The organism is Ectothiorhodospira mobilis, assembly GCF_016584115.1.
Classification (GTDB): Bacteria; Pseudomonadota; Gammaproteobacteria; order Ectothiorhodospirales; family Ectothiorhodospiraceae; genus Ectothiorhodospira; species Ectothiorhodospira mobilis.
On sequence record NZ_NRSK01000002.1, the window covers coordinates 1 to 24,732 of the forward strand.

The window sequence follows — 24,732 nt, forward strand, 5'->3', positions numbered from 1 at the left end:
GGCCCGTTTCGCCCGCTTCCACGCCCCCGGGGTGTTCATCCTGCTGGCGCTGGTCACCGCTGGCGGCTTTCTCCCCGGTGTCCCGGGCATCGCCCTGCAGACCCTGGCCGCTGCCGGTAGGGTGCCGGGATGGGCCGTACCCCCCATCCCGTTCCGGGCCGCCCGGGTGACACATTAGAAATCCGGGAGATATCCGGTACCGCTGATCCTTCTGGTGCCGCCACCCATCCATGGTGCCGGGCCTGGCCAGGGGGGAATCCCTGGTGATGGCCGGTCCGGTGGCCTATTCTTGCCGATGGGCGGTATCCGGTGACCTGATTTCCGGATCCAGGCCCCGCAGGCGGCAATCCGGGACCGCAAATTTTCCGCAAAGCGGCTAAAGCTTGCCGGTGGGGCGCCGATAAGGGGTTTGCAGGGGGATGATGAACCCCCCACAAAAACGGCAAACCAGGGTCCCCGCCCGGGACCCGCATCCGGCAAGGAGAACGATCATGGCACAGGTCATCAATACCAACATCGCGTCGCTGACCGCGCAGCGCAATCTCAACGCCAGCCAGTCCCAGCTGCAGACCTCCCTGGAACGCCTCTCCTCGGGGCTTCGCATCAACAGCGCCAAGGACGACGCCGCCGGACTGGCCATCTCCGAGCGGTTCACCGCCCAGATCAACGGCCAGAACCAGGCCGTGCGCAACGCCAACGACGGGATCTCCTTCGCCCAGACCGCGGAAGGGGCCTTGAGCGAGATCGGCAACATCGCCCAGCGCATCCGTGAGCTGGCCGTGCAGTCCGCCAACGCCACCAACTCCGCCTCCGACCGGGAGGCCCTGAACAACGAGGTGAAGCAGTCCGTCGCCGAGATCAACCGCATCGCCTCCTCCACCCAGTTCAACAGCGCCAATGTCCTGGATGGCTCCGTGGAGGACCTGATCTTCCAGGTGGGGGCCAACGCCGGTCAGACCATCAAGGTGGACGGCATGGATTCCCGGGGCAGTGAGCTGGGGGCGTTGCTCAACTCCACCACGGACTTGGCGGATGACGCCGGTGCAGGCGCTAGCGTGGCTGGGGTCACCGGCCTGAGCGTGAATGAGGCCTTCGCCGAGGGCACCACGGGGACCTTTACGGTGACCATCAATGGTGCGGCGGGTACCACGACCCTCACTGGCACCGCCTCTTCCATGGATGACATCGTCTCCGCCATCAACGCGGAAACGGGTGATACGGGCATCAAGGCCAACCTCACGGCGGATGGCGGTGACCTGGTCTTCTCCAGTGCCCTGGAAAATGATGGTGAAGCCTATGATGTGGGCGTGACCATGAGTATCGGTGGAACTTCGGTTGACTCGGGTACGATTGCCCTGGATACCAACTCCATCACCCTCAACGATGTGGAAGTCGATACGGTGGAAAACGCCAACGAGGCCGTCGTGACCGTCGACTACGTCCTGGACCAGGTGAACTCGATGCGCGCCGACCTGGGTGCTCTCCAGAACCGCTTCGACTCCACGGTGAACAATCTGGAGGTGAGTTCCGAGAACCTCTCGGCCTCGAGATCCCGCATCCAGGATGCGGACTTCGCCGCCGAGACCGCGGCCCTGACCCGGTCTCAGATCCTGCAGCAGGCCGGTACCTCCGTCCTGGCGCAGGCCAACCAGGCCCCCAATAATGTGCTGGCCCTGCTCCAGTAACCCCCGGGGGTGATGTGAACACGGCGGCCCGGGCGGCGAAGGCTTCCCGGGCTGTCGTTCTTCCCGCCATCGGGGAAGAGGAGAATGCAGATGGATACACGAATTCATGCCTTGCCCTTAAACCCCGCCCCCGCATCGAAGGCGGAACCCCCTGCATTACCGGCCACCGGAGAGAACCGGCCGGCCCTTGCGCCTTCGGAAGGCAAACCCCTGCCGGATGCAGGCCGTTCACAGGCCAGCAGCGACCCCAGCCAGGGAGAGCCATCCGCCTCCCGCGGATTCTCGGAACAGGTGGGGGATGCGGTTCAGCGGATCAACGACTTTGTGCAGGTGGTGCAAAGGGATCTGCAGTTCACGGTGGACGAGGACACCGGAAGAACGGTGGTCAAGGTCTTTGATGCCGGCAGCGAGGAGCTCATCCGCCAGCTCCCGCCGGAGGAGATCCTGGAGGTGGCGGCCTACATGGATGAGCTGCGTGGGTTGCTGGTCCGGGATAAGGCCTGAAGGTGGCCTGTTTATTGCATTATGAAATCCTGTCTGCGGGCGGTGGTCTCGATGAGGTGATCTTCGCCAGCGACCGGAAGCGCTCTACGGGGCATGCCTTTGCTGAAAGGGTGCGTCCCGCAGGGCGTTTCAAGACCCTCGTGAAAACGCATGATGGAAATGAATCGCTATGGCCCTCCATGGGGCCGGGGTGGGGCCCTCGGGGTCCGGGAGGAGGATGATGTCGACGATCAGTTCGTTGGGTGTGGGCTCCGGGATCGATGTGCGGGGCCTGGTGGACCAGTTGGTGGCCGCCGAACGGGAGCCCTGGGAAAACCGGCTGACCAACCGTCAGCAGTCCATTGAGACTCAGATCTCCGGGCTTGGGCGTCTTAAGGATGGGCTCACCCAGTTCGGTTCGGTGGTGTCGGATCTCAAGTACAGCTGGAGCTTCCGGGGCATCGAGTCGAAGGTCTCCGACGAGGGGGTCCTTTCCGCAAATGCGCAGTCCAGTGCCCCGATGGGGAACTACGAGGTGCGGGTGGACCAGTTGGCCCAGTCGCAGCGGCTGACCACCAACGAGAATCTCTTCGGTGCCGATTTCTCCCCCGGGACCACTTCCCTGGGGGCGGGGGATGTGACCCTCACCTATGCCGACGGCAGCACCGAGACCTTCACCCTGACAGAGGAGGCGGACACGCTCCAGGACCTGCGGGCCATGATCAATGAGGAATCGGACAAGGCCCGGGCCGAGGTGGTGGACGATGGCAGCGGCTACCGCATGGTCCTCACTACTACCGGGACCGGAGAGGAGAATTCCATCTCCGGGATCGGAGTGAGTAATGCGGATCCCGCTGCCCTGCTCAACGAGCTCGCCTTCGATGCCGGCTCCATGGATGGTAACGGTACCAGCGGTGGGTTTACCCAGTTGCGGGCCTCCCAGGATGCCGTACTGTTCGTGGATGGTCTGCAGATCACCCGTCCCAACAACCAGGTGCAGGATGCCATCGACGGGGTCCGTCTGGAACTGACCGATGTGGGCACCACCCGGGTCTCGGTGAACGAGAAGGATGGCGTGGCCAAGGAGGCGATCCAGGGATTCGTGGAGGCCTACAACAGCCTGCGTGCCACGATCAATGAACTGGGGGCATATAACCCCGAAACGGGGGAATCTGGACTCCTGAATGGCGATGCCACCCTGCGCGGTGTGCAGACGAACCTGGCCCGGACCCTGGGTGAGGCCGTGGAAGGCATGGAAGGCGGGATCCGCGCGCTTGCGGACCTGGGGATCTCCACCCGCCGGGACGGCACCCTGGAGCTGGATGAGCAGAAGCTGAACAGTACCCTGGCAACGGACCCCGGGGCGGTGGAGGCGCTGTTCACCCGTGCCGAGACCGGTGTGGCAAGCCGGGTTGAGTCGGTGGTGAAGCAATACACCGGCTGGGACAGTATCCTCAATGTCCGGAACCAGAGCCTGCAAGACCGGCTCGAGGGGATCGATCGGGAATGGGAGGACCTGGATCGCCGCATGGATCGCTATGAGAGCCGGATGATCGCACAGTTCTCCGCCATGGATGCGCAGGTGGCCTCCCTGAACAAGACCAGCGAGTTTCTGGACAACCAGCTGGCGGCCCTCAACAGCGGCAAATAAAATGCCTGACGCACGGATGCCGCATATGCGTCCTGGAGGCGGACCCGGGACCTGGCTCCGGGCCGGGACTGCGGGACTGGATCGGCCCGGAACCGGATGGGGGATGAATCAGATCCGGGGTTCTTGCTGATGGTGAGATCCATCCCGATAAGACGGGGCAGTGGCGCTCAAGCCCTCACCGCCTTGGCCGATACCATGAACATGGGTACGATCCATCCTGGAGCAACAGCATATGAGTTACGCCGCCATGCATAAAGGCATCAATCAGTACCAGCAGGTGGGCGCCGCCGGGGCGGCGTTCGCCGATCCCCACCGCCTGATCGAGATGCTGCTCAACGGCGGCATCGATCGTCTGGCCCAGGCCCGGGGGGCTGTCCTGCGGGGCGATCGCCCGGCCAAGCTCAAGCTCATCGGCAAGGCCCTGGATATCATCGGCGGTCTACGCGGGGGCCTGGACCTGGACCGGGGCGGCGAGATCGCCCGAAACCTGGACGAACTGTACGACTATATGCAGCGCCGCCTGGTGACTGCCAACGCGCGGGACGATGTGGAGATCCTGGACGAGGTGAGCCGGCTCCTCGCGGAGATCCGGGATGGATGGCAGGCCATCCCCCCCGAGGCCCGCAACCCCGGAAAGGAAACGCCCACAACTGCATCCGCCCAGCCGGAATAGATCCGCAGCGATGCCCTGCCCGCGGGCACAAGTGGAGCGTATGCTGGCAGCGGCCGCGGATCTGGAGCGGCTGGCCCATCGTCGTCTGGAATGGGCGCGGCAGGGGCAGTGGGAGCCCCTGCTTGCCAGCGAAACAAGGCATGCTGAGATTGCGAATGTGATCGATGCGACCGGGGTGGAGCCGGGCAGCCCGGAGGCCGAGGCCCTGGCGCGTCGCCTGATCCGGATCCGGGAACTGGACCGTGCCCTTCAGCCCCTTCTGGAGGATGCCCGCGATCGTCTGGGGGATGAATTGCGCCAGATCCGCCGGAAGGCCAGCGGCGCCCGTGCCTACCAGCAGGTGGAACGCGGGCGGGATTGAAGCCGGCTGCTTACCACCATCCCCGCTGCCTCAGATCGTTCATCACCGCCTCGGTGACTTCAATCACAGCAGCACACCTTCCCGCCGGGCCACGTCGTGGATGGGCAGGGTGCGTAGATTGGGGGTGCTCAGGATGACGTCCACGCGGCGCCCCTGCAGGCGCCGGCTGATCCGGGCGGAAAGTTGAGCGGACACCAGGACGGGTTGTTCCACCGGTCGCTCGAGGGCCACGAAGAGGTCCACATCGCCACCCCGGGCGCTGTCGTCCAGGCGGGAACCGAACAGCCGTACCTGCGCATCGGGACCTGCCCATCGGCCACGATGCGGCGGATGGCTGCCTGTTGTTCGGAGGATAACCGCATGGGTGGAGTGTAACTACAACACCTGTGTAAGCCCCTGTCTTTACCGCGCCAGGCGCGCCAGTTTGTGCTGGTAGCGCCGCATCACCAGCAGGTGCATCACCGCCTGGGTCCAGCGGTAGATGGACCAGGGCAGGGCGGGGGCGTAGTCATGGATGGCGGCCAGGGTGTAGCGCCCCCCCAGCACCGACTGGAACTCGAAACGGGCCTGGCCCGGACTGGGCCGGGCCAGGATGCCGCCCGTGATGTAGTACACCTGCCTTTCGGGGCCGGATGCCTGCGGTGCGTGATGCAGGGTGAGCAGGCGGCATCCCGGCCAGACCAGATCCACATGGATCCGGCCGTCCTCCTGGAGCCGGGTGCGCACCAGGGGCCAGCAGCAGCTCCCCAGCCAGCGGAAATAGTTGCCCGCCACCCAGGCGGCATCCTGGCCGGGGGGCTGGAGGATGCGCTGGATGGAGCGCACCAGGCTGGCCTGGCGCAGTTCCGCGGCGACTTCCCGGCGGATGGGGTGTCGCGGGCTGGGCCGCAGGCGTTTGCGCTCCGGATCCACCGCCTCTTCCAGGGCCTGGTGGAAGGGGATGGCGTCCGGGTCGATGTGGGCCTGCACCGGATTGCTGCGGATGCGGGTATCCCGGGGCAGGCTGGCCATGATGGGGCCCACCAGTTCCGCCGGGGCGCCGGTGATCCAGCGCACTCCCAGTGCGGCGATGCGTTCCGGCATCCAGGGCAGGGGGATCACCAGGCGCCGCAGACCCAGCACCCGGGCGGTACGGCGCAGCATGGTCTCGTAGCTCAGCCACTCCGGCCCGCCGATGTCGAAGGGGCCCCGGCAGGTTTCGGGGTGATCCAGGCAGTAGCGGATGGCCCGGGTGAGATCCCGCAGGGCGATGGGGCGGGTCACCGACCGGGCCGTGGGGGGCAGGGTCAGCACCCCCATGCGCCGTACCAGGTCCACCATGAGCCGGGTGGCCGAGCCGCCGGGGCCCACCACCAGCCCCGCCCGCAGCACAGTGACCGGAACACCGTGTCCCCCCAGGGCCATCTCCACCTCCCGGCGGCTCCACAGCAGGCGGGAGATGCGAAAGCTCTCCGGGATGAGGCCGCTGACGAAGATGATCTGCCGTACCCCATTGGCGGCGGCGGCGCGGGCGAAGTTGTCCGCCAGGATCAGGTCCATGTCCCGGGGGGTGGCCTGGGTGAGCCGGGAGGAGGGGGCCAGGGAATGGATCAGGTAGAGGGCCACATCGCACCCTTCCAGGGCCCGGTTCACGTCGGACTGGGAGAACAGATCGCAGTGCCGCCAGGTGATGCGGGTATCCGGGTCCGGCGTCGCGGCGCGGGCCCGGGAGCGGGTGAGGGCGGTGATCCGGTGTTCCCCGGCCAGTTCATGGCACAGGGCCGTGCCGATGAAACCGCTGGCCCCGGCGATGGTGATGCGGGTCATCAGGGCACTCTTCCCGGCCGGCGGGAGGTGACGCGCATCCACCCCGGGTATCGTGGACAGGCCCTGTCTGTTGCGGGCTGCCATCCGGTGGCGATGCGGTAGGCGGCGTACGGATCGGGAGAGGATTGCATGGGCACAGTGTACCGCGCCCCGGGACTAGGTCGGGAGGGCCTGCACCAAGGCGGCCGTGCCGGCCAGGGCGGAGAAGGCGAGGACCGCGGGCCGCAACCAGCGCCGGTCCAGCCGGTGCGCCACCCAGCCCGAGATCCAGAATCCCAGGAGGATGGCCGGCAGCAGCGAGACCCCCAGCAGGACCTCCACGGGACCGAAGCGGCCCAGCCAGGCCAGGGTGGAGAGGGAGAGGATGCCGGCGGGCACGAAGATGGCCGACAGGGTCCCGCGCAGGCGCGGACCGGAGACGTTCTGGAAGGCCAGGGCCAGGGGCGGCCCGCCGATGGAGGTGATGGTGGCCATGAAGCCGGAAAGCCCCGCCGCCGGGAGCAGGATGGCCGGGCCGGGGTCCGGAACCCGGCGCACCAGGCTCAGGGCGACGGCCAGCAGCACCAGCGCCCCCAGCAGTCCCCCCAAAAGGTCCTGGTCCACCAGGCCCAGCACCAGTGCCGCCAGGGCCGTCCCTGCAAGGCTGCCGGGCAGGGCCCAGGCCACATCGGCGGGGCGCACCGCCCGCCATTCCCGCAGCAGGATCAGCAATGGCAGGCTCATGCCGATGATAATCATGGGGGCGGGCACCAGCTGCGGATGGATCAGATAGAGCAGGGGGGCACCCAACAGGGCCACGCCATAGCCAATGGCGCCCTGGAGGACGGCACCCACCAGGATCACGGCGCTGGCCAGGAGCCACTGCAGCAGGGAGAGGGGGAAATCCATAGGGGCGAGGTCGTTTGGCGCTAGATTGACACCCTCCCCACGGCTAAAGCCGGGGGATTCCTCCTGCGAGACGCTTGTGCCCAAGCGCGAGAATGTTCCTTGCGGCATTGATGTCGCGGTCATGGCGAGTACCGCACGCCTGACAGGTCCATTCTCTTATTCCAAGTCCTGTCCTACCTTTCGGACTGCTGTTGCCGATATGGCCACAGCACGAACAGGCCTGGGTGGTATACGCCTCGTCGATTTCCTCAAACCAAACTCCCCGCGCAATCGCCTTGTATTGGAGTTGGGTCTTGAGCATCGACCAGCCTGCATCCAGCACGGACTTGGCCATACGGGTTTTCGCCAGACTGGAACTGCTCACGTTACCGACGAAGATGGCACCATGCCGCTCCACCAGCATGGTGCTGAATTTATGGATGGCGTCCTTGCGCCGGTTTTTGATTTTTGCGTGGATGGCCTTGATCCGTTTTTTCTTTCCGGCCCGTTGTGCAATGCCCAGCTTCTTTTCCAAAGCCCGGTAGGGCTGGGCGGCCAATAAGCGCTCGCCATCCGAGCAGATGGCCACATCCTTGAGCCCAAGATCAATGCCCACTGCGCTGCAACCTTTCGATCTCTCCTGAGCAGCAACCTCCACCTGCACATTAAAGTACCAACGGCCTCGGGCATCCTGGGAAAAACTCCCCGCACGGAATTTGAAATTTCCCAGCCCGTAGCTGTCCCATACCCCAAAACCCTCTCCGGCAAACCGCACCTTGCCGCCTTCAAACCGCGCCGCGCGGGACTTGAATGGAATCCATCCCAGGCTGCGACGGGGGCCACCGGATACCCGCCAACGCAGCTTGCTTTTCTTGAACTGCTTTCGGCTTTTGCCGTGGACTGCAATCACCTCCTGGATTGTGGCCGATCCGATCCGCCAGCCCCGCGCCTTGTGGATTCCGGCCAATGCCTTCTGGATTTCAAAGGGATGCAACCATGCCCCCTGAATCCAGCCCACCTCGGGCACGGGAACATGCCACGCCTCATAGGCCATTTCATTGGCCAGATTCCACACTTGATTGACCTCGAACGCCATGCGATCAAGCACCTTGGCGTGCCGGTCTTTCACCCGCACGCTCAGGGTCTTGATAATGCTTTTGGCGGCATCGGTCAACTCAAGGTCTCCAGGGCCTACTTCGCATTGAAAAACACTATAACAAAAGCCGCCTTCGGCGGGCGCTATCCCTCCCCACGGCTAAAGCCGGGGGCTTCTCGCGCAATACTGGTGATGTTGGGCTTTCTGTAGCCCTGGAGCTTTTCGAACCCAAGGCCGGACGGCCTTGGGTTTTTCATCAGATCCTTGAGCTTCTTCTCCACCAGGTTCTGCAGCGGGGGATCCAGCTTTCGGAAGTCCCTCTTAAACCGGGCTTTGGCCCTGATTCTGTGGATCTGAACGCCACCACATCCGATGTGGGTCATGGACCGTTTATCCTTCCTTCAGGGCGGCCATCAATCCGGAAATATCTTCGAATTCACCGATGTCATCGCTCGCGTCGGCGTCGTGCTCCCGCAGGATCATCCGCACCTGCTCCAAGGCTTCATGCAGGTCCCTGTAGCGATCCAGGACACGATCGTATTCCGATACCACGCTTTCTTCATGGGTACCGTTCAGCTGGGGATCGCGCACCGCTGCGGCGCGCTTCTTGCGGTACAAGGCGATGACCGAAGCGATCGCGCGCTGGGATTTCTGGTAGGCTTGGTCGATCTCGTCGTTGGGATCGATCTCTTCGTCTTCGTACGCTTCGTTGATGAGTTCGGCGATCTCCTGCGACGCTTTGATGTCAGACTCGAGGGCGCGCTGCTCTGCGGTGAGGTTTTCCACCGTCTGTTCCACGAGGCGCAGGGTCCGCATGTTGACACGGTGCCCAACGAATTCAGGGAAGCTGGTCAGCATCCCTTGCAATTCGTCCCGGGCCTGATGATGCAGCATGGCGTTATTCCTCGGTGATTCCAGGGCCCGGCAGGTCTTCCCGGACCCTGTTGGAGGGATTTTCACCTTCCCGGTTCCATTCAGACCCCACAAAAGGAGATATGGGACCGTAAAGCACCTCTGGCCTGAAGACAAGGAAGACGTCTCGGCCCGGGATAGACCATACCCGGGGCATTCTTCGAGCATAGCCGGTTAAGCGTCTTCCGAAAACCTCGAAAAATGGCCCCATCCCGGGCATCCTGTCTCCTTGCCAGCGGATCGGATGACCCCCACCCAAAAACACTTAAAACGTGACCATGAAAACCGCTGACCAATCAGCCTCCACCCCGCATTCCCACGCGGTTTCGGGGGCTCACCGCTGCTGTCTGGCCCCGATGCTGGACTGGACGGACCGCCATTTCCGGTACTTCCTGCGCCTGATCACCCGCCGGACCTTCCTCTATACGGAGATGGTCACCACGGCGGCCCTGATGCACGGGGATGCCAACCGGCATCTGCGTTTCGACCCCGCCGAACACCCGGTGGCCCTGCAACTGGGGGGCTCCGATCCCGGGGAGCTGGCCCGGGCTGCCCGCATGGGGGCGGACTGGGGCTTTGATGAGGTGAATCTGAATGTGGGCTGCCCCTCGGACCGGGTCCATTCCGGGCGCTTCGGGGCCTGCCTCATGGCCGAGCCGGATCGGGTGGCCGAGGGGGTGCGGGCCATGAAGGCGGCGGTGGAGATCCCCGTGACGGTGAAATGCCGCATTGGCATCGATGATCTGGATAGCGAGGCCCATCTGTTCCGCTTCGTGGACCGGGTGGCCGCCGCCGGTTGCGACCTGTTCATCGTGCATGCCCGCAAGGCCTGGCTGCAGGGGCTGAGCCCGAAACAGAACCGGGAGATCCCCCCCCTGTGCTACGAGCGGGTGCACCGGCTCAAGGCCGCCTTCCCGCGGCTGACGGTGGTGATCAACGGGGGGCTGGCCACGGTGGAGCAGATGCAGGGGCAACTGGCCCATGTGGATGGGGTGATGGTGGGGCGGGAGGCCTATCACAACCCCTATATGCTGGCCCGGGTGGACGCGGCCCTGTATGGCGATGAAGGGCCGGTGCCCACACGGCATCAGGTGGTGGAACGGTTCCTGCCTTATGTGGAGGCCCGGCTGGCGGAGGGGGTCCCCCTGCAGACCATGACCCGGCATATCCTGGGCCTGTTCCAGGGCGTGCCCGGGGCCCGGGCCTGGCGGCGGCATCTCAGTGAGCATGCCCATCGCCCGGGGGCCGGGGCCGAGGTGATCCGGCAGGCGGCCGGGCAGGTCTTGGGAGGGTGAACGGCCGCCTCCCGGGTTTCCCTTCCCGGGAGATGCCATGGTCCCGGATGGGCGTCCCGCAGGGGCCCATCCGGGAACGCATCAGATGCGCTCGGCCTGTGCCCCGGCGTTGCCGGTGTAGTTGCCGGGGGTGAGGGCCTTCAGTCGGGCCTTGTCCTCCTCCGGGATCTCCAGGGTGTCGATGAAGGCCCGCAGGCGGGGGCCGTCCACCCGCTGTCCACGGGTGAGTTCCTTGAGCTTTTCATAGGGCTTCTCCACCCCGTAGCGGCGCATCACCGTCTGGATGGGTTCGGCCAGCACCTCCCAGTTGGTCTCCAGGTCGGCGTTCAGGCGTGCGGGATCGGCCTCCAGCTTGGTGAGTCCCTTGGCGGTCGCCTGGTAGGCGATGACGGACCAGGCGAAGCCCAGGCCGATGTTGCGCAGCACCGTGGAGTCGGTCAGGTCCCGCTGCCAGCGGGAGATGGGCAGTTTGCCCGCCAGATGTCCGAAGACGGCATTGGCCAGCCCCAGGTTGCCCTCGGCGTTCTCGAAATCGATGGGATTCACCTTGTGGGGCATGGTGGAGGAGCCCACCTCCCCGGCCACCACCCGCTGCTTGAAATACCCCAGGGCGATATAGCCCCACACATCCCGGGCAAAATCCGTGAGCACGGTGTTGAAGCGTTCCATGGCGTGGAAGAGTTCCGCCATGTAGTCATGGGGTTCGATCTGGATGGTATAGGGGTTCATCTCCAGCCCCAGCCCCTCGATGAAACCGCGGCTCAGGGCCTCCCAGTCCACCTCCGGATAGGCGCTCAGGTGGGCGTTGTAGTTGCCAACGGCCCCGTTCATCTTGCCCCGGATGCGGACATCGGCCACCTGGTTGCGCTGGGCCTTGAGGCGGTGCGCCACGTTGGCCAGTTCCTTGCCCAGGGTGGTGGGGGAGGCGGGCTGGCCATGGGTGCGGGAGAGCATGGGCTGGTGGGCGTGGCGGTGGGCCAGATCCCGCAGGGCATGGATGAGCTCGTCCATCAGCGGCAGGATGGCCTGGCCCCGGGCCTCCTTGAGCATGAGGGCGTAGGCCAGGTTGTTGATATCCTCGGAGGTGCAGGCGAAGTGGATGAACTCGCTCACCGCCTCCAGTTCCGCGTTGCCCTGGATCTTCTCCTTGAGGAAATATTCCACCGCCTTCACGTCGTGATTGGTGGTGCGTTCGATGTTCTTGACCCGCTGGGCATCCTCCTCGGAGAAGTGCTCCACGATGCCGGTGAGGATGTTGCCGGCGTGTTCCCCCAGGGGGGGGACTTCGGGGATCCCCGGGTGGGTGCTCAGGGTTCGGAGCCATTCCACCTCCACCCGGACGCGGTGGCGGATGAGACCGAACTCGCTGAAGATGGGACGCAGCATCTCGGTCTTGTCGCCATAGCGGCCATCCACCGGCGCGATGGCGGTGAGGGGGGAAAGCTCCATGGGATATCTCCAGGTCTCGCGAAGGGGGCGGAATTATACTACACCAGAATTTTCAGCACACAGCCGGGACCCGGAGGGGATCATGAGTGCAGGGGAACGGATCGAGCGCGACAGCATGGGCGAGGTGGCGGTGCCCGCCGACGCCCTCTACGGGGCCCAGACCCAGCGGGCGGTGGATAACTTCCCCATGAGCGGGATGACCCTGCCGCCGGCCTTCATCCGGGCCCTGGGGGAGGTGAAGGCGGCCTGCGCCCGGGTGAACGGGGAGTCGGGCCTTTTGCCCCCCGGGAAGGCGGCGGCCATCGCCCGGGCTGCCGGGGCCGTGGCGCGGGGGGAATACGCCGATCAGTTCCCGGTGGATGTGTTCCAGACCGGGAGCGGAACCAGTTCCAACATGAACGCCAACGAGGTGATCGCGCGCCTGGCGTCCATGGAGTTGGGGGAACCCGTGCATGCCAACGACGATGTGAACCGGGGCCAGAGTTCCAACGATGTCATCCCCACCACCCTGCACGTGGCCGTGCGCCTGGGTTTGAAGACGCGCCTGCTGCCGGCCCTGGAGGATCTGGCCCGGGTGCTGGAGAGCCGCGCCCGGGCCCTGGATCACGTGGTCAAGACCGGCCGCACCCATCTTATGGATGCCCTGCCCATCCGTCTCGGGCAGGAGGTGGGGGCCTGGGGCCGGCAGGTGCGCTATGGCATCGAGCGATTGCGGGACAGCGCCGTGCGCCTGGAGGAACTGGCCATCGGCGCCACCGCTGTGGGCACGGGGGTCAATGCCCCTCCCGGGTTCGGCGAGGCGGTGGCCGGGGACCTGGCCCGAAGCACGGGGGTGCCCTTCCGGCCCAAGCCCGACCCCTTCGAGGCCCTGGCCGCCCAGGACAGCGCGGTGGAGACCAGCGGTCAGCTGCGGACCGTGGCGGTGAGCCTGATGAAGATCTGCAACGATCTGCGCTGGATGAACTCCGGTCCCCTGGCGGGGCTCGGGGAGATCACCCTGCCGCCCCTGCAGCCGGGGAGCAGCATCATGCCGGGCAAGGTGAATCCGGTGGCCCCCGAGGCGGTGGCCATGGCCTGTGCCCAGGTGATGGGCAATGACGCCGCCGTCGGTGTGGCCGGTCAGTCGGGCAATTTCCAGTTGAACGTGATGCTGCCGGTGATCGCCCACAACCTGCTGCAGAGTGTGGAACTGCTGGCCAGCGGGGCCGACCTGCTGGCCACCCGCGTCATCCCCGGTTTCGGGGTGGACGAGGCGCGCATGCGCGATGCCCTGGATCGGAATCCCATCCTGGTGACGGCACTCAATCCCGTCATCGGCTATGAGCAGGGGGCCGCCATCGCCAAACGGGCCTATCGGGAGGGTCGTCCGGTTCTGGAGGTGGCCCGGGAGATGACGGATCTGGACGAGGAACGGCTGCGGGCCCTGCTGGACCCGATGGCGCTCGCCCGTGGGGGGCAGGGGTCCAAGAATGAATGAAGCGACATCCCGGGAACGCCGAGCCCCAGCTCGGCATCCTTCCTTAAGCCGAGCTGGGGCTCGGCGCTCCCAGGCGGGTGGCAGAACGAACGAGACTGCGGTGTCTTGAGGGAATCCGCTTCAGTGGGGGGGATGCAGCCGGTCCCCGCCCGGTGTCTCCAGGAGGGGGATCAAGGTATCCAGGGGGGCGGGACGAGCGTAATAAAACCCCTGCACCAGGCTGCAGTCCAGGGCCTGTACGAAGGCCAGTTGTTCCGGTGTTTCCACCCCCTCGGCGATGACCTCCAGACCCAGCCCCTTGGCCATGGCCACGATCGCGGTGACGATGGCGGCGTCGTTGGCATCCTCCGGGGCATCCTGTACGAAGGTCCGGTCCACCTTGAGGGTGTGAATGGGGAAGTTCTTGAGATGGCTCAGGGAGGAGTACCCCGTGCCGAAGTCATCCACGGCCAGACGGAATCCCAGGTGGTGCAGTTGCCGCAGGCTGTTCACCGCTGCGTCCACGTCCTGCATGAGGGTGCTCTCGGTGAGTTCCAGTTCGATCCACTGCGGCGGGATGTCCCGCCGGCGCAGGATGTCCCGGTAGGTCTGTACCAGATCCGCCTGGCGGAACTGACGCGGGGAGAGGTTGACGGCCGCCCACTCCGGCCGCAGCCCCCTGGCCTCCAGCCGCTGCAGATCCCGGCAGACCCGCTGCATCACCCAGGCCCCCAGGCCCTCGATGAGCCCCGTTTCCTCGGCGATGGGGATGAACTGGGGCGGGGAGAGCATGCCTTCCTGGGGATGTTCCCAGCGCAGCAGGGCCTCCATGCCACGGACTCGTCCGCTGGCAAGGCAGATCTGCGGCTGGTAGTGGATCTCCAGCTGGTCCCGGGAGAGGGCCTTGGCCAGGGCGTTCTCCAGGACCAGATACCGGTAGCTCTGGGAATTCATCTCCCGGGTGTAGAAGTGGTATCCGTTGCGCCCCTGGCGCTTGGCTTCGTGCAGGGCGGCGTCGGCGTTCTTGATCAGGGTCTCGCTGTCCCCGCCGTCCAGGGGATGGATGCTGACCCCGGCGCTGCAGGCAAGGAACACGGCGTGCCCCTCCACCTCGTACTCCCGGTTCACGGCCTGCACCAGGCGGTGGGCCACCCGCGCCGCCAGATCCGGGGACTCCACTGCATTCAAAAGGATACCGAACTCGTCCCCGCCCAGGCGCGATAGGGTGATCTCCGCGCGCCGCAGGCGGTAGCGGGTGGTCATCGCCTCATCGGATAACAGTCCATGCAGGTCCGTGGCCACCTGTTGCAGGAGACGGTCCCCGGCGCGGTGTCCCAGGGAGTCGTTGATGCGCTTGAAGTGATCCAGGTCCATGAGGATCACGGCCAGGTAGCCTCCCCGTTCCCCCTGTTCCTGATGCGATCCCAGCAACTGGCTCAGGCGGTCGCCGAACAGGATGCGGTTGGGCAGGTCGGTGAGGGTGTCGTGGCTGTACTGGTGGGCGAGGGCCTCGGACTGGCGCCGGGAGACGCGTTCCAGGGTCTGCCGCTGCCGGGCCAGGAGGGCGTAGAGGTCCGCGCTTTCCAGGGCATAGGCGGCATGGAACAGCACCAGGGTGAGCAATCTCAGGCCCAGGTCGTCCCGCTGCAGGGGCTGGTTGTGGATGCGCCCAACGAACATGCCACGGATGCGGGAGCGGGTGGCGATCACGTGCAGCACCCACTGGATTTCGCTGTTGTCCTTGGCCGGCAGGCATACCGGACGGTTCTGGTTGAGGGCCCAGGCGAAGGTGCCGTCTTCGATGAATGCGTCGATGAATGCGTCGACCCCGGGCTCCAGGTCCGCCCTGGCGCCCGCGCCCGGTGGGCGGTAGTGGAGGCGGAAGCCCGATGCGTCATCCACCAGGAAATAGCCGGCGTCCTCCAGGGAGAGGAGGCGATGGATGCAGTCGTGGGCCTTCTCCAGGATGGGGCCGGGTTCCCGGTCCTGCTCGTGGTCACCGAACAGGGTGGTGATGGACAGCAGCACGTCCAGGGCGTACTGGTGACGTTGCGCCGCCTCTTCCAGATGCCGCACGCGCTCCCTCAGATAGACTTCCCCGGGGGTCGGCTCCTGGTCCTTTTCTGTCACGGTCATCCCGTCGCTGCTCCCGTTGCTTAGCTCAGAAACACTTCCAGCGCCTGCTGGTAGTGCCGGTCCGTCTGTGCGGCGATCTGCTCCAGGGCGGATTCGGGCAGGGCCAGGCGCTGCCAGGCCGTCTCCTCCACGGCGGGGCAGTAGCGTTCGCCACTGGTGCCCAGGCGCAGGGCATGGGCCATGCTGTCCGCCAGGTGCACCGTGGCGGTCTCCATGGGATACCGCCGGGCCTCGTCCGGGCTGTGGTGATGGCGCACCGGTTCGATGAGGGCTGCAGGCAGCCGCCAGTGTTCCAGCAGGGCAGCGCCCAGCTGGGTGTGATCGAAGCCCAGTTCCCGGGATTCCACCCGGTACAGCAGATCGCCGCTGCGGTCGCGTGCCGCCAGCACGCGGGTGGCCCGATCCTCCAGGTGCATGAAGAGGATCAGGCGGCCGATATCATGCAGGAGTCCTGCCACATATGCCCGCTCCACGTTGGCCTCCCGTCGGATAAATGCCACCGATCGGGCCATCAGGGCGCAGCCGATGCTGTGCCGCCAGAAGGATGCCATGTCCACGCCGCTCACCGGGATGCGGCTGAAGTGGTGGATGAGGGTGGCCGCCAGCACCAGGTCCCGCACCTGTTGGGTGCCGATGATACCGATGGCCTGGGGGATGGACTCCACCCGGGTGGGGAACTGGTAGAGGCTGCTGTTGGCGATGCGCAGGATGCGGGCGCTCAAGGCGGGATCGGCGCCGATGGTGCGGGCCAGGGTATCCAGGGAACTGGCGGGGTCGTCGATGACCGCCTGGATGCGGTGATAGAGGTCCGCCAGGGTGCCCAGGTCCGGATCACGGCGGAGTATGTCCTGCACGATCCCGGGGATCATGCCTGCTCCATGCGCCGGGAGAGGCGTTCCACCGCCAGGTGGAACAGGGTGCCCATGGGGGGGCGCTGCAGGTCCGCGTGGCGGAAGACCTCCCGCAGGACCGCCTCTGCCCGGGCCTGGGCATCCGTTGCGGGCCGCATCTCCTTATTCTCCTGATCTCTCCCGGCAGGGGCCTGGTGCGCCGCCGATCCGGAGGGATCCCGAACGCTCAGGGTGGCGATACCCCAGATCTGCAACACCCGCAGATGCTTTTCCTTCAATGGCGTCCCGGCGGGGATCAGCAGCCGGCCGCTGCGGTCGCGGACATCCACGGCGACGATCATGCCGGGGTGGGCGTCCTGGGTGGAAAGGGTCTTTTGGGGCTCCATGGAGATCCTTGTGCGGTCCCCGCCGCTCCGCGGCGGGGTCTTTTGGGGTTCTCTTCCGCCGTGTTTCAGTCTGCCGCCAGTTGCCGCAGCACGTAGTGCAGGATGCCGCCGTGGCGATAATAGGCCCATTCGTTGGGGGTGTCGATGCGCACCCGGGCGGTGAAGCGGATCTCGCCGCCATCGTCGGCCCGGGCGGTGACCTGGACCGTCTTCGGTTCCCCCTCCAGGGGGTCGATGTCGAAGCGCTCGTGCCCTGTCAGCCCCAGGGACTGGACGCTTTCCCCCTCCTGGAACTGCAGCGGCAGGACGCCGAAACCCACCAGGTTGGAGCGGTGGATGCGCTCGAAGCTCTCGGCGATCACGGCCCGGATGCCCAAAAGGCGGGTGCCCTTGGCCGCCCAGTCCCGGGAGGAGCCGGTGCCGTATTCCTTGCCCGCCAGGACGATGAGGGGCACGCCCTCGTGCTGGTAGCGCATGGCGGCGTCGTAGACGGTCATGGCCTCGTGGTCGGGCAGATGGGTGGTCCAGCCGCCTTCCGTGCCCGGCGCCATGCGGTTGCGCAGGCGTACGTTGGCGAAGGTGCCGCGCATCATCACCTCGTGGTTGCCCCGGCGGGAGCCGTAGGAGTTGAACTCCTGGGGTTCGATGCCGTGTTCCTGCAGATAGCGGCCCGCGGGGCTCTCGGGGTGGATGCCGCCGGCGGGGGAGATGTGGTCGGTGGTGATGGAGTCCCCCACCATCACCAGGCAGCGGGCCCCCTGCACCGGGGCCGGGGGCTCGGGGGTCAGGCTCATGCCTTCGAAGTAGGGGGGATGCTTGACGTAGGTGGATTCCCGCCAGTCGTAGCGCTCGGATTCACTGACCCCGATGCCCTGCCAGTGGCTGTCCCCCTGGAAGACGTCGGCGTATTTCTCCCGGTAGATCTGCGAGGTGATGTGGGCATGCATGAGGGCGTTGATCTCCGCCTGGCTGGGCCAGATGTCCTTGAGGTAGACCGGCTGTCCGGCGGTGTCGGTGCCCAGAGGGTCCCTGTACAGGTCCACGGCCATGGAGCCCGCCAGGGCATAGGCCACCACCAGGGGCGGGGAGGCCAGGTAGTTGGTGCGCACATCGGGGTGGATGCGCCCCTCGAAGTTGCGGTTGCCGGAGAGCACGGAGGCCACCATCAGGTCCCCCTTGCGGATGGCTTCGGAGATGGGGCCGGGCAGGGGGCCGGCATTGCCGATGCAGGTGGTGCAGCCAAAGCCCACCACGCCAAAACCCAGGGCCTCCAGGGCCTCCATCAGGCCGGCCTTCTTTAAGTAGGCGGGCACCACCTGGGAGCCGGGGGCGAGGGAGGTCTTCACCCAGGGCTTGGGCTGCAGGCCCCGTTCCCGGGCCTTCTTCGCCACCAGCCCCGCCGCCAGCAGGACGGCGGGGTTGGAGGTGTTGGTGCAGGAGGTGATGGCGGCGATCACCACGGCGCCGTGCTTGAGCAGGTGGCGCTGGCCGTCCATCTCGTATTCCACCGCGCCTTTCTCGTGGCAGTCGTCCACCCCGGGGGCACCGTGGCCGCCCTCGTCGGCGAAGCGCTCCTCCTGATCGTCCGCCGGCGCGGCGTGATGTTCCTGCAGGAATTGATCCAGGGTGTCCATGAAGCTGTCCCGGGCCCGGTCCAGGGGGATGCGGTCCTGGGGGCGCTTGGGTCCGGCCAGACTGGGCACGACGCTGCCCAGGTCCAACTCCAGCAGCTCGCTGTATTCGGGCTCGCGGCTGCCCTTCTCCCGCCAGAGCCCCTGTTCCCGGGCATAGGCCTCCACCAGGGCCACCTGGTCCTCGTCGCGTCCCGACAGCCTGAGATAGGTGAGGGTCTCGCTGTCCACGGGGAAGATGCCGCAGGTGGCGCCGTATTCCGGGGCCATGTTGGCGATGGTGGCCCGGTCCGCCAGGGGCAGGTGGTCCAGGCCGTCGCCGAAGAACTCCACGAACTTGCCCACCACGCCCCGCTGCCGCAGCATCTGGGTGACGGTGAGCACCAGGTCCGTGGCCGTGGCCCCCTCCGGCAGGCGGCCCGTGAGCTTGAAGCCCACCACCTGGGGGATGAGCATGGACACGGGCTGGCCCAGCATGGCCGCCTCCGCCTCGATGCCGCCCACGCCCCAGCCCAGGACCCCCAGGCCGTTGACCATGGTGGTATGGGAGTCGGTGCCCACCAGGGTGTCGGGGTAGGCGTGGTGTTCACCATTCTCCTCGCGCACGAACACCGTCTGCGCCAGGTATTCCAGGTTCACCTGGTGCACGATGCCGGTGCCCGGGGGCACCACCCGGAAGTTCTCGAAGGCCCGTTGCCCCCAGCGCAGGAACTGGTAACGCTCCCGGTTGCGGTGGTATTCCAGCTTGATGTTCAGGTCCAGGGCGTTGCGCTGGTTGTAGTAGTCCACCATCACCGAGTGATCGATGACCAGGTCCACCGGGGCCAGGGGGTTGATGCGTTTCGGATCCTTGCCCAGGGCGCTCATGGCGTCGCGCATGGCGGCCAGGTCCACCACCGCCGGCACCCCGGTGAAGTCCTGCAACAGCACCCGCGCCGGCGTGAAGGCGATCTCCTGGCCGGGTTCCGCGGTGGGGTCCCAGGCCAGCAGGGCCTCGATCTGCTGGCGGGTGACGTTGTCGCCGTCCTCGTTGCGCAGCAGATTCTCCAGAAGCACCTTGAGGGCATAGGGCAGACGGTCCACATCGTAGCGGTCCCGCAGGGGGGCCAGGCTGTGGATGTGGTAGCTGCGGTCTTCCACCTCGAGGCGGGAACGGGTCTGGAATGTATCGGTCATCGCGCTACTTCCCTCGGTCGTGGGGCGGATTGGGGTGCCGCATCGTTCTCGGCCGGTCCCGAGGCGGCGGCTCCCGCATGCAGTATGGCATGGCGTGGCACGGAGTGAAGACGGCGAAGCGCCGTCGGGCAGGGGGGCGGCACCCGAGTGGTCTGCTTGCGCAGGCTGGTTTAGAATGCTGCCGCGCAATATCTCGCATTGTCAAAAACACAGAACGATCCAGGGGTCGCATGGCCTGCCCCGCGCCGCGGGGCCTTTCTGCAACAAGGGGACCAATGGTGCTTGAAGCCTATCGTGAACATGTCCGGGAACGCGAAGCCCTCGGGGTGCCACCCAAGCCGCTCGACGCGGGGATGACTGCGCAACTGGTGGAACTGCTGCAATCCCCGCCCCAGGGGGAGGAGGCCTTTCTGCTGGAGCTGATCACCCGGCGGGTACCCCCGGGGGTGGACGAGGCCGCCCGCGTGAAGGCGGAATTCCTGGCACAGGTGGCCCGGGGCGAGGCCCAATCGCCCCTGATCGATCGCCACCGCGCGGTGGAACTGCTGGGCACCATGCAGGGGGGGTACAACGTCGCGCCCCTCATCGAACTGCTGGAGGACGAGACCCTGGGTGCCGCCGCCGCCGAGGCCCTCAAGCACACCCTGCTGGTGTTCGATGCCTTCGACCAGGTGGCGGAGAAGGCCCAGGCAGGCAACGCCCATGCCCGGGCGGTGCTGGAATCCTGGGCCGAGGCGGAGTGGTTCACCTCGCGGCCGAAGGTGCCGGAGGTGCTCACCATCACCGTGTTCAAGGTGCCGGGCGAGACCAACACCGATGACCTGTCCCCGGCGCGGGAGGCCTGGAGCCGTCCCGATATCCCCCTCCATGCCCGGGCCATGTACCAGGTGCCCCGTCAGGGGGTGACCGACGCCGCCGCGCAGATCGCCCAGCTCAAGGAGAAGGGCCATCCCGTGGCCCTGGTGGGGGACGTGATGGGGACCGGTTCCTCGCGCAAGTCCGCCACCAACTCGGTGCTGTGGTACATCGGTGAGGATCATCCCCATATCCCCAACAAGCGCTTCGGCGGGGTCTGCATCGGCGGCAAGATCGCGCCCATCTTCTTCAATACCATGGAGGATGCCGGCGCCCTGCCCATCGAGATGGACGTCACCGCCCTGGAGACCGGGGACGTGGTGGACATCCACCCCTATGCGGGCAAGGTGTGCCGTCACGGCAGCGACGAGGTGATCACCACCTTCGAGCTGGGCAGTGCCACCATGCTGGACGAGGTGCGGGCCGGGGGGCGCATCCCCCTGATCATCGGCCGTGGCCTCACCGGGCGGGCCCGCGAGGCCCTGGGGCTGGGACCGTCGGAGGTCTTCGTGCGCACCGAACCCGTGCAGGGCAGCGGGGGCTTCACCCTGGCCCAAAAGATGGTGGGCCGGGCCTGTGGCGTGGACGGGGTGCGTCCGGGCACCTACTGCGAGCCGCGTATGACCACGGTGGGCTCCCAGGACACCACCGGGCCCATGACCCGGGACGAGCTCAAGGACCTGGCCTGTCTGGGCTTCCAGGCGGATCTGGTGATGCAGTCCTTCTGCCACACGGCGGCCTATCCCACGCCGGTGGATGTGGAGACCCACAAGACCCTGCCGGAATTCATCCGCGAGCGGGGCGGGGTCGCCCTCAAGCCCGGGGACGGCATCATCCACTCCTGGCTCAACCGCATGCTGCTGCCGGACACCGTGGGCACCGGCGCCGATTCCCATACCCGTTTCCCCCTGGGGATCTCCTTCCCGGCCGGGTCGGGGCTGGTGGCCTTTGCCGCCGCCGCCGGGGTCATGCCCCTGGACATGCCCGAATCGGTGCTGGTGCGTTTCAAGGGGCAGCGCCAGCCGGGGATCACCCTGCGCGACCTGGTGCACGCCATCCCCCATGCCGCCATCCAGCAGGGGCTGCTGACGGTGGAGAAGCGGGGCAAGAAGAACGTCTTCTCCGGCCGCATCCTGGAGATCGAGGGGCTGGAGGACCTGACCGTGGAACAGGCCTTCGAACTCTCCGATGCCTCCGCCGAGCGCTCCGCCGGCGGCTGCACCATCACCCTGTCGGAGGAGCGGGTGGCGGAATACCTGCGGTCCAACGTCACCCTGCTGCGCTGGATGATCGCCAACGGCTATGGCGATGCCGCCACCCTGGAGCGCCGCGCCGAGGCCATGGAGGCCTGGCTGGAGAACCCGACCCTCCTGCGGGCCGATACCGATGCCCAGTATGCGGCGGTGATCGAGATCGATCTCGAAAAGATCCACGAGCCCATCCTCTGCGCCCCCAACGATCCGGACGATGCCCGCCTGCTATCGGAGGTGGCCGGCCAGAAGATCGACGAGGTCTTCATCGGTTCCTGCATGACCAACATCGGCCACTTCCGGGCCGCCGGCCGCGTCCTGGAGCAGTTCGAAGGGTCCCAATTGCCTACCCGTCTGTGGCTCACCCCGCCCACGCGCATGGATGAGGACCAGCTCCGGGAGGAAGGTTACTACGGGGTCTTCGGCCGTGCCGGGGCGCGCATGGAGCTGCCCGGCTGCTCCCTGTGCATGGGCAACCAGGCCCGGGTGGCCCCGGGGTGCACGGCGGTGTCCACCTCCACCCGCAACTTCCCCAACCGCCTGGGGGATGGTGCGGATGTGTTCCTGGCCTCGGCGGAGGTGGCCGCGGTGGCGGCGGTGCTGGGCCGCCTGCCCACGCCGCAGGAGTACCAGGAGCATGCCCGGGATCTGACCACCCATACGGCGGAGGTCTATCGTTACATGAACTTCGACCGCATGCCCGACTACGAGGCGGCGGCGCAAAAGGTCATCCCCGTGCAGACGGCCTCGTGATCGGGGGCTCGTGACCGGGACTGAAGGGCAGGGGGCCGGGTCCAGGGATTCGGCCCCCGTTTTTTTTCCGTGCGTTCAGGGGAATCCCCTGGCTGCGGCGGCTCACCAGTATTGCGCGAGAAGCCCCCGGCTTTAGCCGTGGGGAGGGTGTCAATCGTCGACGATGTGATCCAGCATGCCGCGGGCCTCCCGCACCAGGGCATTGCGCCCCAGGAGGAGGCGCCAGCGGGAACCCCCGGCCTGACGCCAGAGCACCGCCCCCCGGATGCCTCCCAACAGGGCCGTGCGGATGCGGGCCGCGGTGTCCTGGTTCGACAGGTGGTTCTGCTCCCCCTGGACGAGGATGCGCGGTCCCAGCTGGCTGATGGTGTCCTGGTAGGTCTGTCCCAGGCGGGCCATGACATTCTCGTGGGTCAGCCCGAAGACCTCGCTCTGGCTCTGGGCCACCTCGATCCCCTGGCGCAGGGTCCGGGTCATGTCCGGTTGTTTCATCAGCCTGCGCTCCAGTTCCATCAGGTTGATGAGATAGCGGGAGATCTCCCCGTCGATGTTTCCCGAAGAGGCGTCCAGCTGTTCCACCAGGCTGCGCAGCCCCCGTTCCAGGTGGTCCACGCCGCCATAGACCGCCTCCAGGCTCTCCGCCTCGAAGCGGAACAGGCTGGAGACCAGGGTCTGCAGCGGGTCCAGATCGCAGCGGCCGTGCCAGGCCAGCTCCTTGACCAGGACGGCGGACTGGAACATGGCCGCCAGGGCCAGGGTACGGTTACGGTTCGAGGCTTCCACGCAGGGTTTCCATCTCTGGGGTTGAGGATGAAAGGGTTTCGCCCGGGAGGGGACACAGGGGTTCCCGGGCGGTGATGACGCCGCCACCCAGACACTGTGCCCCCCGGTAGAAGACCACCGACTGCCCCGGGGCCACGGCCCGCTGGGGCCGGTCGAAACGCACCCGAAGATCGCCCCGGCCATGGGGATCGGGTTCCACCACGCAGTCCTGATGGGGCTGGCGGTAACGGATCTTGGCCTGGCAGCGCAGTGGCAGGGGCTCGGGGGTGCCCCGGATCCAGTGCACCTCCCCGGCGCTGAGGGCGGTGGCCTGCAGGGCCGGGTGGTCGTGCCCCTGGACGACGATGAGTCGGTTGCGGGCCAGGTCCTTGCCCGCCACGTACCAGGGGGCCTCCGCCCCTCCGGCAGTACCGCCAATCCCCAGCCCCTGGCGTTGTCCCGGGGTATAGTACATCAGCCCCTGATGGGCCCCCAGGATCCGGCCTTCCGGATCCACGATCTCCCCCGGCCGGGCCGGCAGGTAGCGCTGCAAAAAATCCCGGAAGCGGCGTTCGCCGATAAAGCAGATGCCGGTACTGTCCTTCTTGGCGTGATTGACAAAACCCGCCTCGGCGGCCATCTCCCGCACGGCGCTCTTGTGCAGATCCCCCAGGGGGAAGAGGGTGCGGGACAGGGCCCGCTGCCCCAGGGCGTGGAGGAAATAAGACTGGTCCTTGCCCGGATCCGCCCCCTGCAGCAGCTGCCACTCGCCGGTCTTCGGATCCTGCTCCACCCGGGCGTAATGGCCGGTGGCGATGCAATCGGCCCCCTTCTCCAGGGCGTAGTCCAGAAAGGCCCGGAACTTGATCTCCCGGTTGCACAGGATGTCCGGATTGGGGGTGCGTCCGGCCTCGTATTCCGCCAGGAAATGGGTGAAGACCCGGTCCCGGTAGTCCCGGGCGAAGTTCACCTTGTGCAGGGGGATCTCCAGGTCCTCGCATACGGCCCGGGCATCCTCCAGGTCCCGGGCGGCGGCGCAGTACCCGGGTTCGTCATCGTCCTCCCAGTTCTTCATGAACAACCCCTCCACGCGGTACCCCTGCTGCAGCAGGCGCAGGGCGGCCACGGAGGAGTCGACACCACCGGAGAGACCGACAAGGATACGTTGTGCACGGGAATAAGGCATGCAGGGCAATCG

At 66.5% G+C, this 24,732-nt stretch carries 21 protein-coding genes; 8 read left to right on the top strand and 13 right to left on the bottom strand.

The genetic code is table 11. The features are described from left to right. Positions 1-491: 491 nt before the first annotated feature. The 5 genes from CKO33_RS01125 to CKO33_RS01145 all read left to right on the top strand — a co-directional run bounded on the left by CKO33_RS01125 (position 492) and on the right by CKO33_RS01145 (position 4,853). Positions 492-1,685: a flagellin gene (locus tag CKO33_RS01125; RefSeq protein ID WP_200178423.1), complete on the top strand. Its 1,194-nt coding sequence runs from the start codon at positions 492-494 to the stop codon at positions 1,683-1,685. A gap of 90 nt (positions 1,686-1,775) precedes the next feature. Beyond that, a complete protein-coding gene (locus CKO33_RS01130) occupies positions 1,776-2,189 on the top strand; it encodes a flagellar protein FlaG (RefSeq protein ID WP_200178424.1) in 414 nt (137 codons plus the stop codon). 217 nt (positions 2,190-2,406) lie between these two features. After that, entirely contained in the window at positions 2,407-3,819 is a 1,413-nt protein-coding gene (gene fliD, locus CKO33_RS01135) for a flagellar filament capping protein FliD (RefSeq protein ID WP_242472406.1), read from the top strand. Between the two features lie 247 nt (positions 3,820-4,066). Beyond that, complete coding sequence (gene fliS / locus CKO33_RS01140) at positions 4,067-4,492, top strand: flagellar export chaperone FliS (RefSeq protein ID WP_242472407.1); 426 nt, start codon at positions 4,067-4,069, stop codon at positions 4,490-4,492. 40 nt (positions 4,493-4,532) lie between these two features. Beyond that, positions 4,533-4,853, top strand: a complete 321-nt coding sequence (locus tag CKO33_RS01145) for a flagellar protein FliT (RefSeq protein WP_200178427.1) — start codon at positions 4,533-4,535, stop codon at positions 4,851-4,853. A gap of 63 nt (positions 4,854-4,916) precedes the next feature. On the opposite strand, the gene CKO33_RS01150 is transcribed toward CKO33_RS01145, so the two are convergent. The 6 genes from CKO33_RS01150 to CKO33_RS01175 form a co-directional block, all read right to left on the bottom strand. Continuing rightward, positions 4,917-5,207, bottom strand: a complete 291-nt coding sequence (locus CKO33_RS01150; RefSeq protein ID WP_200178720.1) for a nucleotidyltransferase domain-containing protein — start codon at positions 5,205-5,207, stop codon at positions 4,917-4,919. 48 nt (positions 5,208-5,255) lie between these two features. Beyond that, positions 5,256-6,659, bottom strand: a complete 1,404-nt coding sequence (locus CKO33_RS01155) for an NAD(P)H-binding protein (protein WP_200178428.1) — start codon at positions 6,657-6,659, stop codon at positions 5,256-5,258. Between the two features lie 156 nt (positions 6,660-6,815). Next, entirely contained in the window at positions 6,816-7,547 is a 732-nt protein-coding gene (locus CKO33_RS01160; RefSeq protein WP_200178430.1) for a sulfite exporter TauE/SafE family protein, read from the bottom strand. 43 nt (positions 7,548-7,590) lie between these two features. After that, on the bottom strand, positions 7,591-8,700 hold the full coding sequence (locus CKO33_RS01165) for an RNA-guided endonuclease InsQ/TnpB family protein (protein ID WP_200178432.1): 1,110 nt from the start codon (positions 8,698-8,700) through the stop codon (positions 7,591-7,593). Positions 8,701-8,765: 65 nt separating this feature from the next. Continuing rightward, on the bottom strand, positions 8,766-9,005 hold the full coding sequence (locus tag CKO33_RS01170; RefSeq protein ID WP_200178434.1) for a type II toxin-antitoxin system RelE family toxin: 240 nt from the start codon (positions 9,003-9,005) through the stop codon (positions 8,766-8,768). A 7-nt stretch (positions 9,006-9,012) separates the two neighbouring features. Continuing rightward, the gene (locus tag CKO33_RS01175) at positions 9,013-9,516 is read right to left on the bottom strand and encodes a hypothetical protein (protein WP_200178435.1); all 504 of its coding nucleotides are present in this window, start codon (positions 9,514-9,516) and stop codon (positions 9,013-9,015) included. Between the two features lie 296 nt (positions 9,517-9,812). Between CKO33_RS01175 and dusA the strand changes: the two genes are divergently transcribed. Continuing rightward, on the top strand, positions 9,813-10,829 hold the full coding sequence (dusA, locus tag CKO33_RS01180; RefSeq protein WP_200178438.1) for a tRNA dihydrouridine(20/20a) synthase DusA: 1,017 nt from the start codon (positions 9,813-9,815) through the stop codon (positions 10,827-10,829). A gap of 81 nt (positions 10,830-10,910) precedes the next feature. Here dusA and purB read toward each other — a convergent pair whose 3' ends face one another. Further along, complete coding sequence (purB, locus tag CKO33_RS01185) at positions 10,911-12,278, bottom strand: adenylosuccinate lyase (protein ID WP_200178439.1); 1,368 nt, start codon at positions 12,276-12,278, stop codon at positions 10,911-10,913. A gap of 82 nt (positions 12,279-12,360) precedes the next feature. On the opposite strand from purB, the gene CKO33_RS01190 reads away from it, so the two are divergent. After that, complete coding sequence (locus CKO33_RS01190; RefSeq protein ID WP_200178441.1) at positions 12,361-13,755, top strand: class II fumarate hydratase; 1,395 nt, start codon at positions 12,361-12,363, stop codon at positions 13,753-13,755. Between the two features lie 120 nt (positions 13,756-13,875). Here CKO33_RS01190 and CKO33_RS01195 read toward each other — a convergent pair whose 3' ends face one another. The 4 genes from CKO33_RS01195 to acnA all read right to left on the bottom strand — a co-directional run bounded on the left by CKO33_RS01195 (position 13,876) and on the right by acnA (position 19,914). Beyond that, a complete protein-coding gene (locus CKO33_RS01195; protein WP_200178443.1) occupies positions 13,876-15,870 on the bottom strand; it encodes a putative bifunctional diguanylate cyclase/phosphodiesterase in 1,995 nt (664 codons plus the stop codon). Between the two features lie 20 nt (positions 15,871-15,890). Then, positions 15,891-16,724 (bottom strand): HDOD domain-containing protein, encoded by an 834-nt coding sequence (locus CKO33_RS01200; RefSeq protein ID WP_338081715.1) that lies wholly within the window; start codon positions 16,722-16,724, stop codon positions 15,891-15,893. Between the two features lie 11 nt (positions 16,725-16,735). After that, the gene (locus CKO33_RS01205) at positions 16,736-17,107 is read right to left on the bottom strand and encodes a hypothetical protein (protein WP_200178446.1); all 372 of its coding nucleotides are present in this window, start codon (positions 17,105-17,107) and stop codon (positions 16,736-16,738) included. Between the two features lie 65 nt (positions 17,108-17,172). After that, entirely contained in the window at positions 17,173-19,914 is a 2,742-nt protein-coding gene (gene acnA, locus CKO33_RS01210) for an aconitate hydratase AcnA (protein WP_200178452.1), read from the bottom strand. Between the two features lie 278 nt (positions 19,915-20,192). On the opposite strand from acnA, the gene acnB reads away from it, so the two are divergent. After that, entirely contained in the window at positions 20,193-22,772 is a 2,580-nt protein-coding gene (acnB, locus tag CKO33_RS01215) for a bifunctional aconitate hydratase 2/2-methylisocitrate dehydratase (RefSeq protein ID WP_200178726.1), read from the top strand. A gap of 150 nt (positions 22,773-22,922) precedes the next feature. Here acnB and hflD read toward each other — a convergent pair whose 3' ends face one another. Further along, positions 22,923-23,555, bottom strand: a complete 633-nt coding sequence (hflD, locus tag CKO33_RS01220; RefSeq protein ID WP_200178454.1) for a high frequency lysogenization protein HflD — start codon at positions 23,553-23,555, stop codon at positions 22,923-22,925. Next, entirely contained in the window at positions 23,536-24,720 is a 1,185-nt protein-coding gene (gene mnmA / locus CKO33_RS01225; RefSeq protein ID WP_200178456.1) for a tRNA 2-thiouridine(34) synthase MnmA, read from the bottom strand. The genes hflD and mnmA overlap by 20 nt, the downstream gene beginning before the upstream one ends. Between the last annotated feature and the right edge of the window lie 12 nt (positions 24,721-24,732).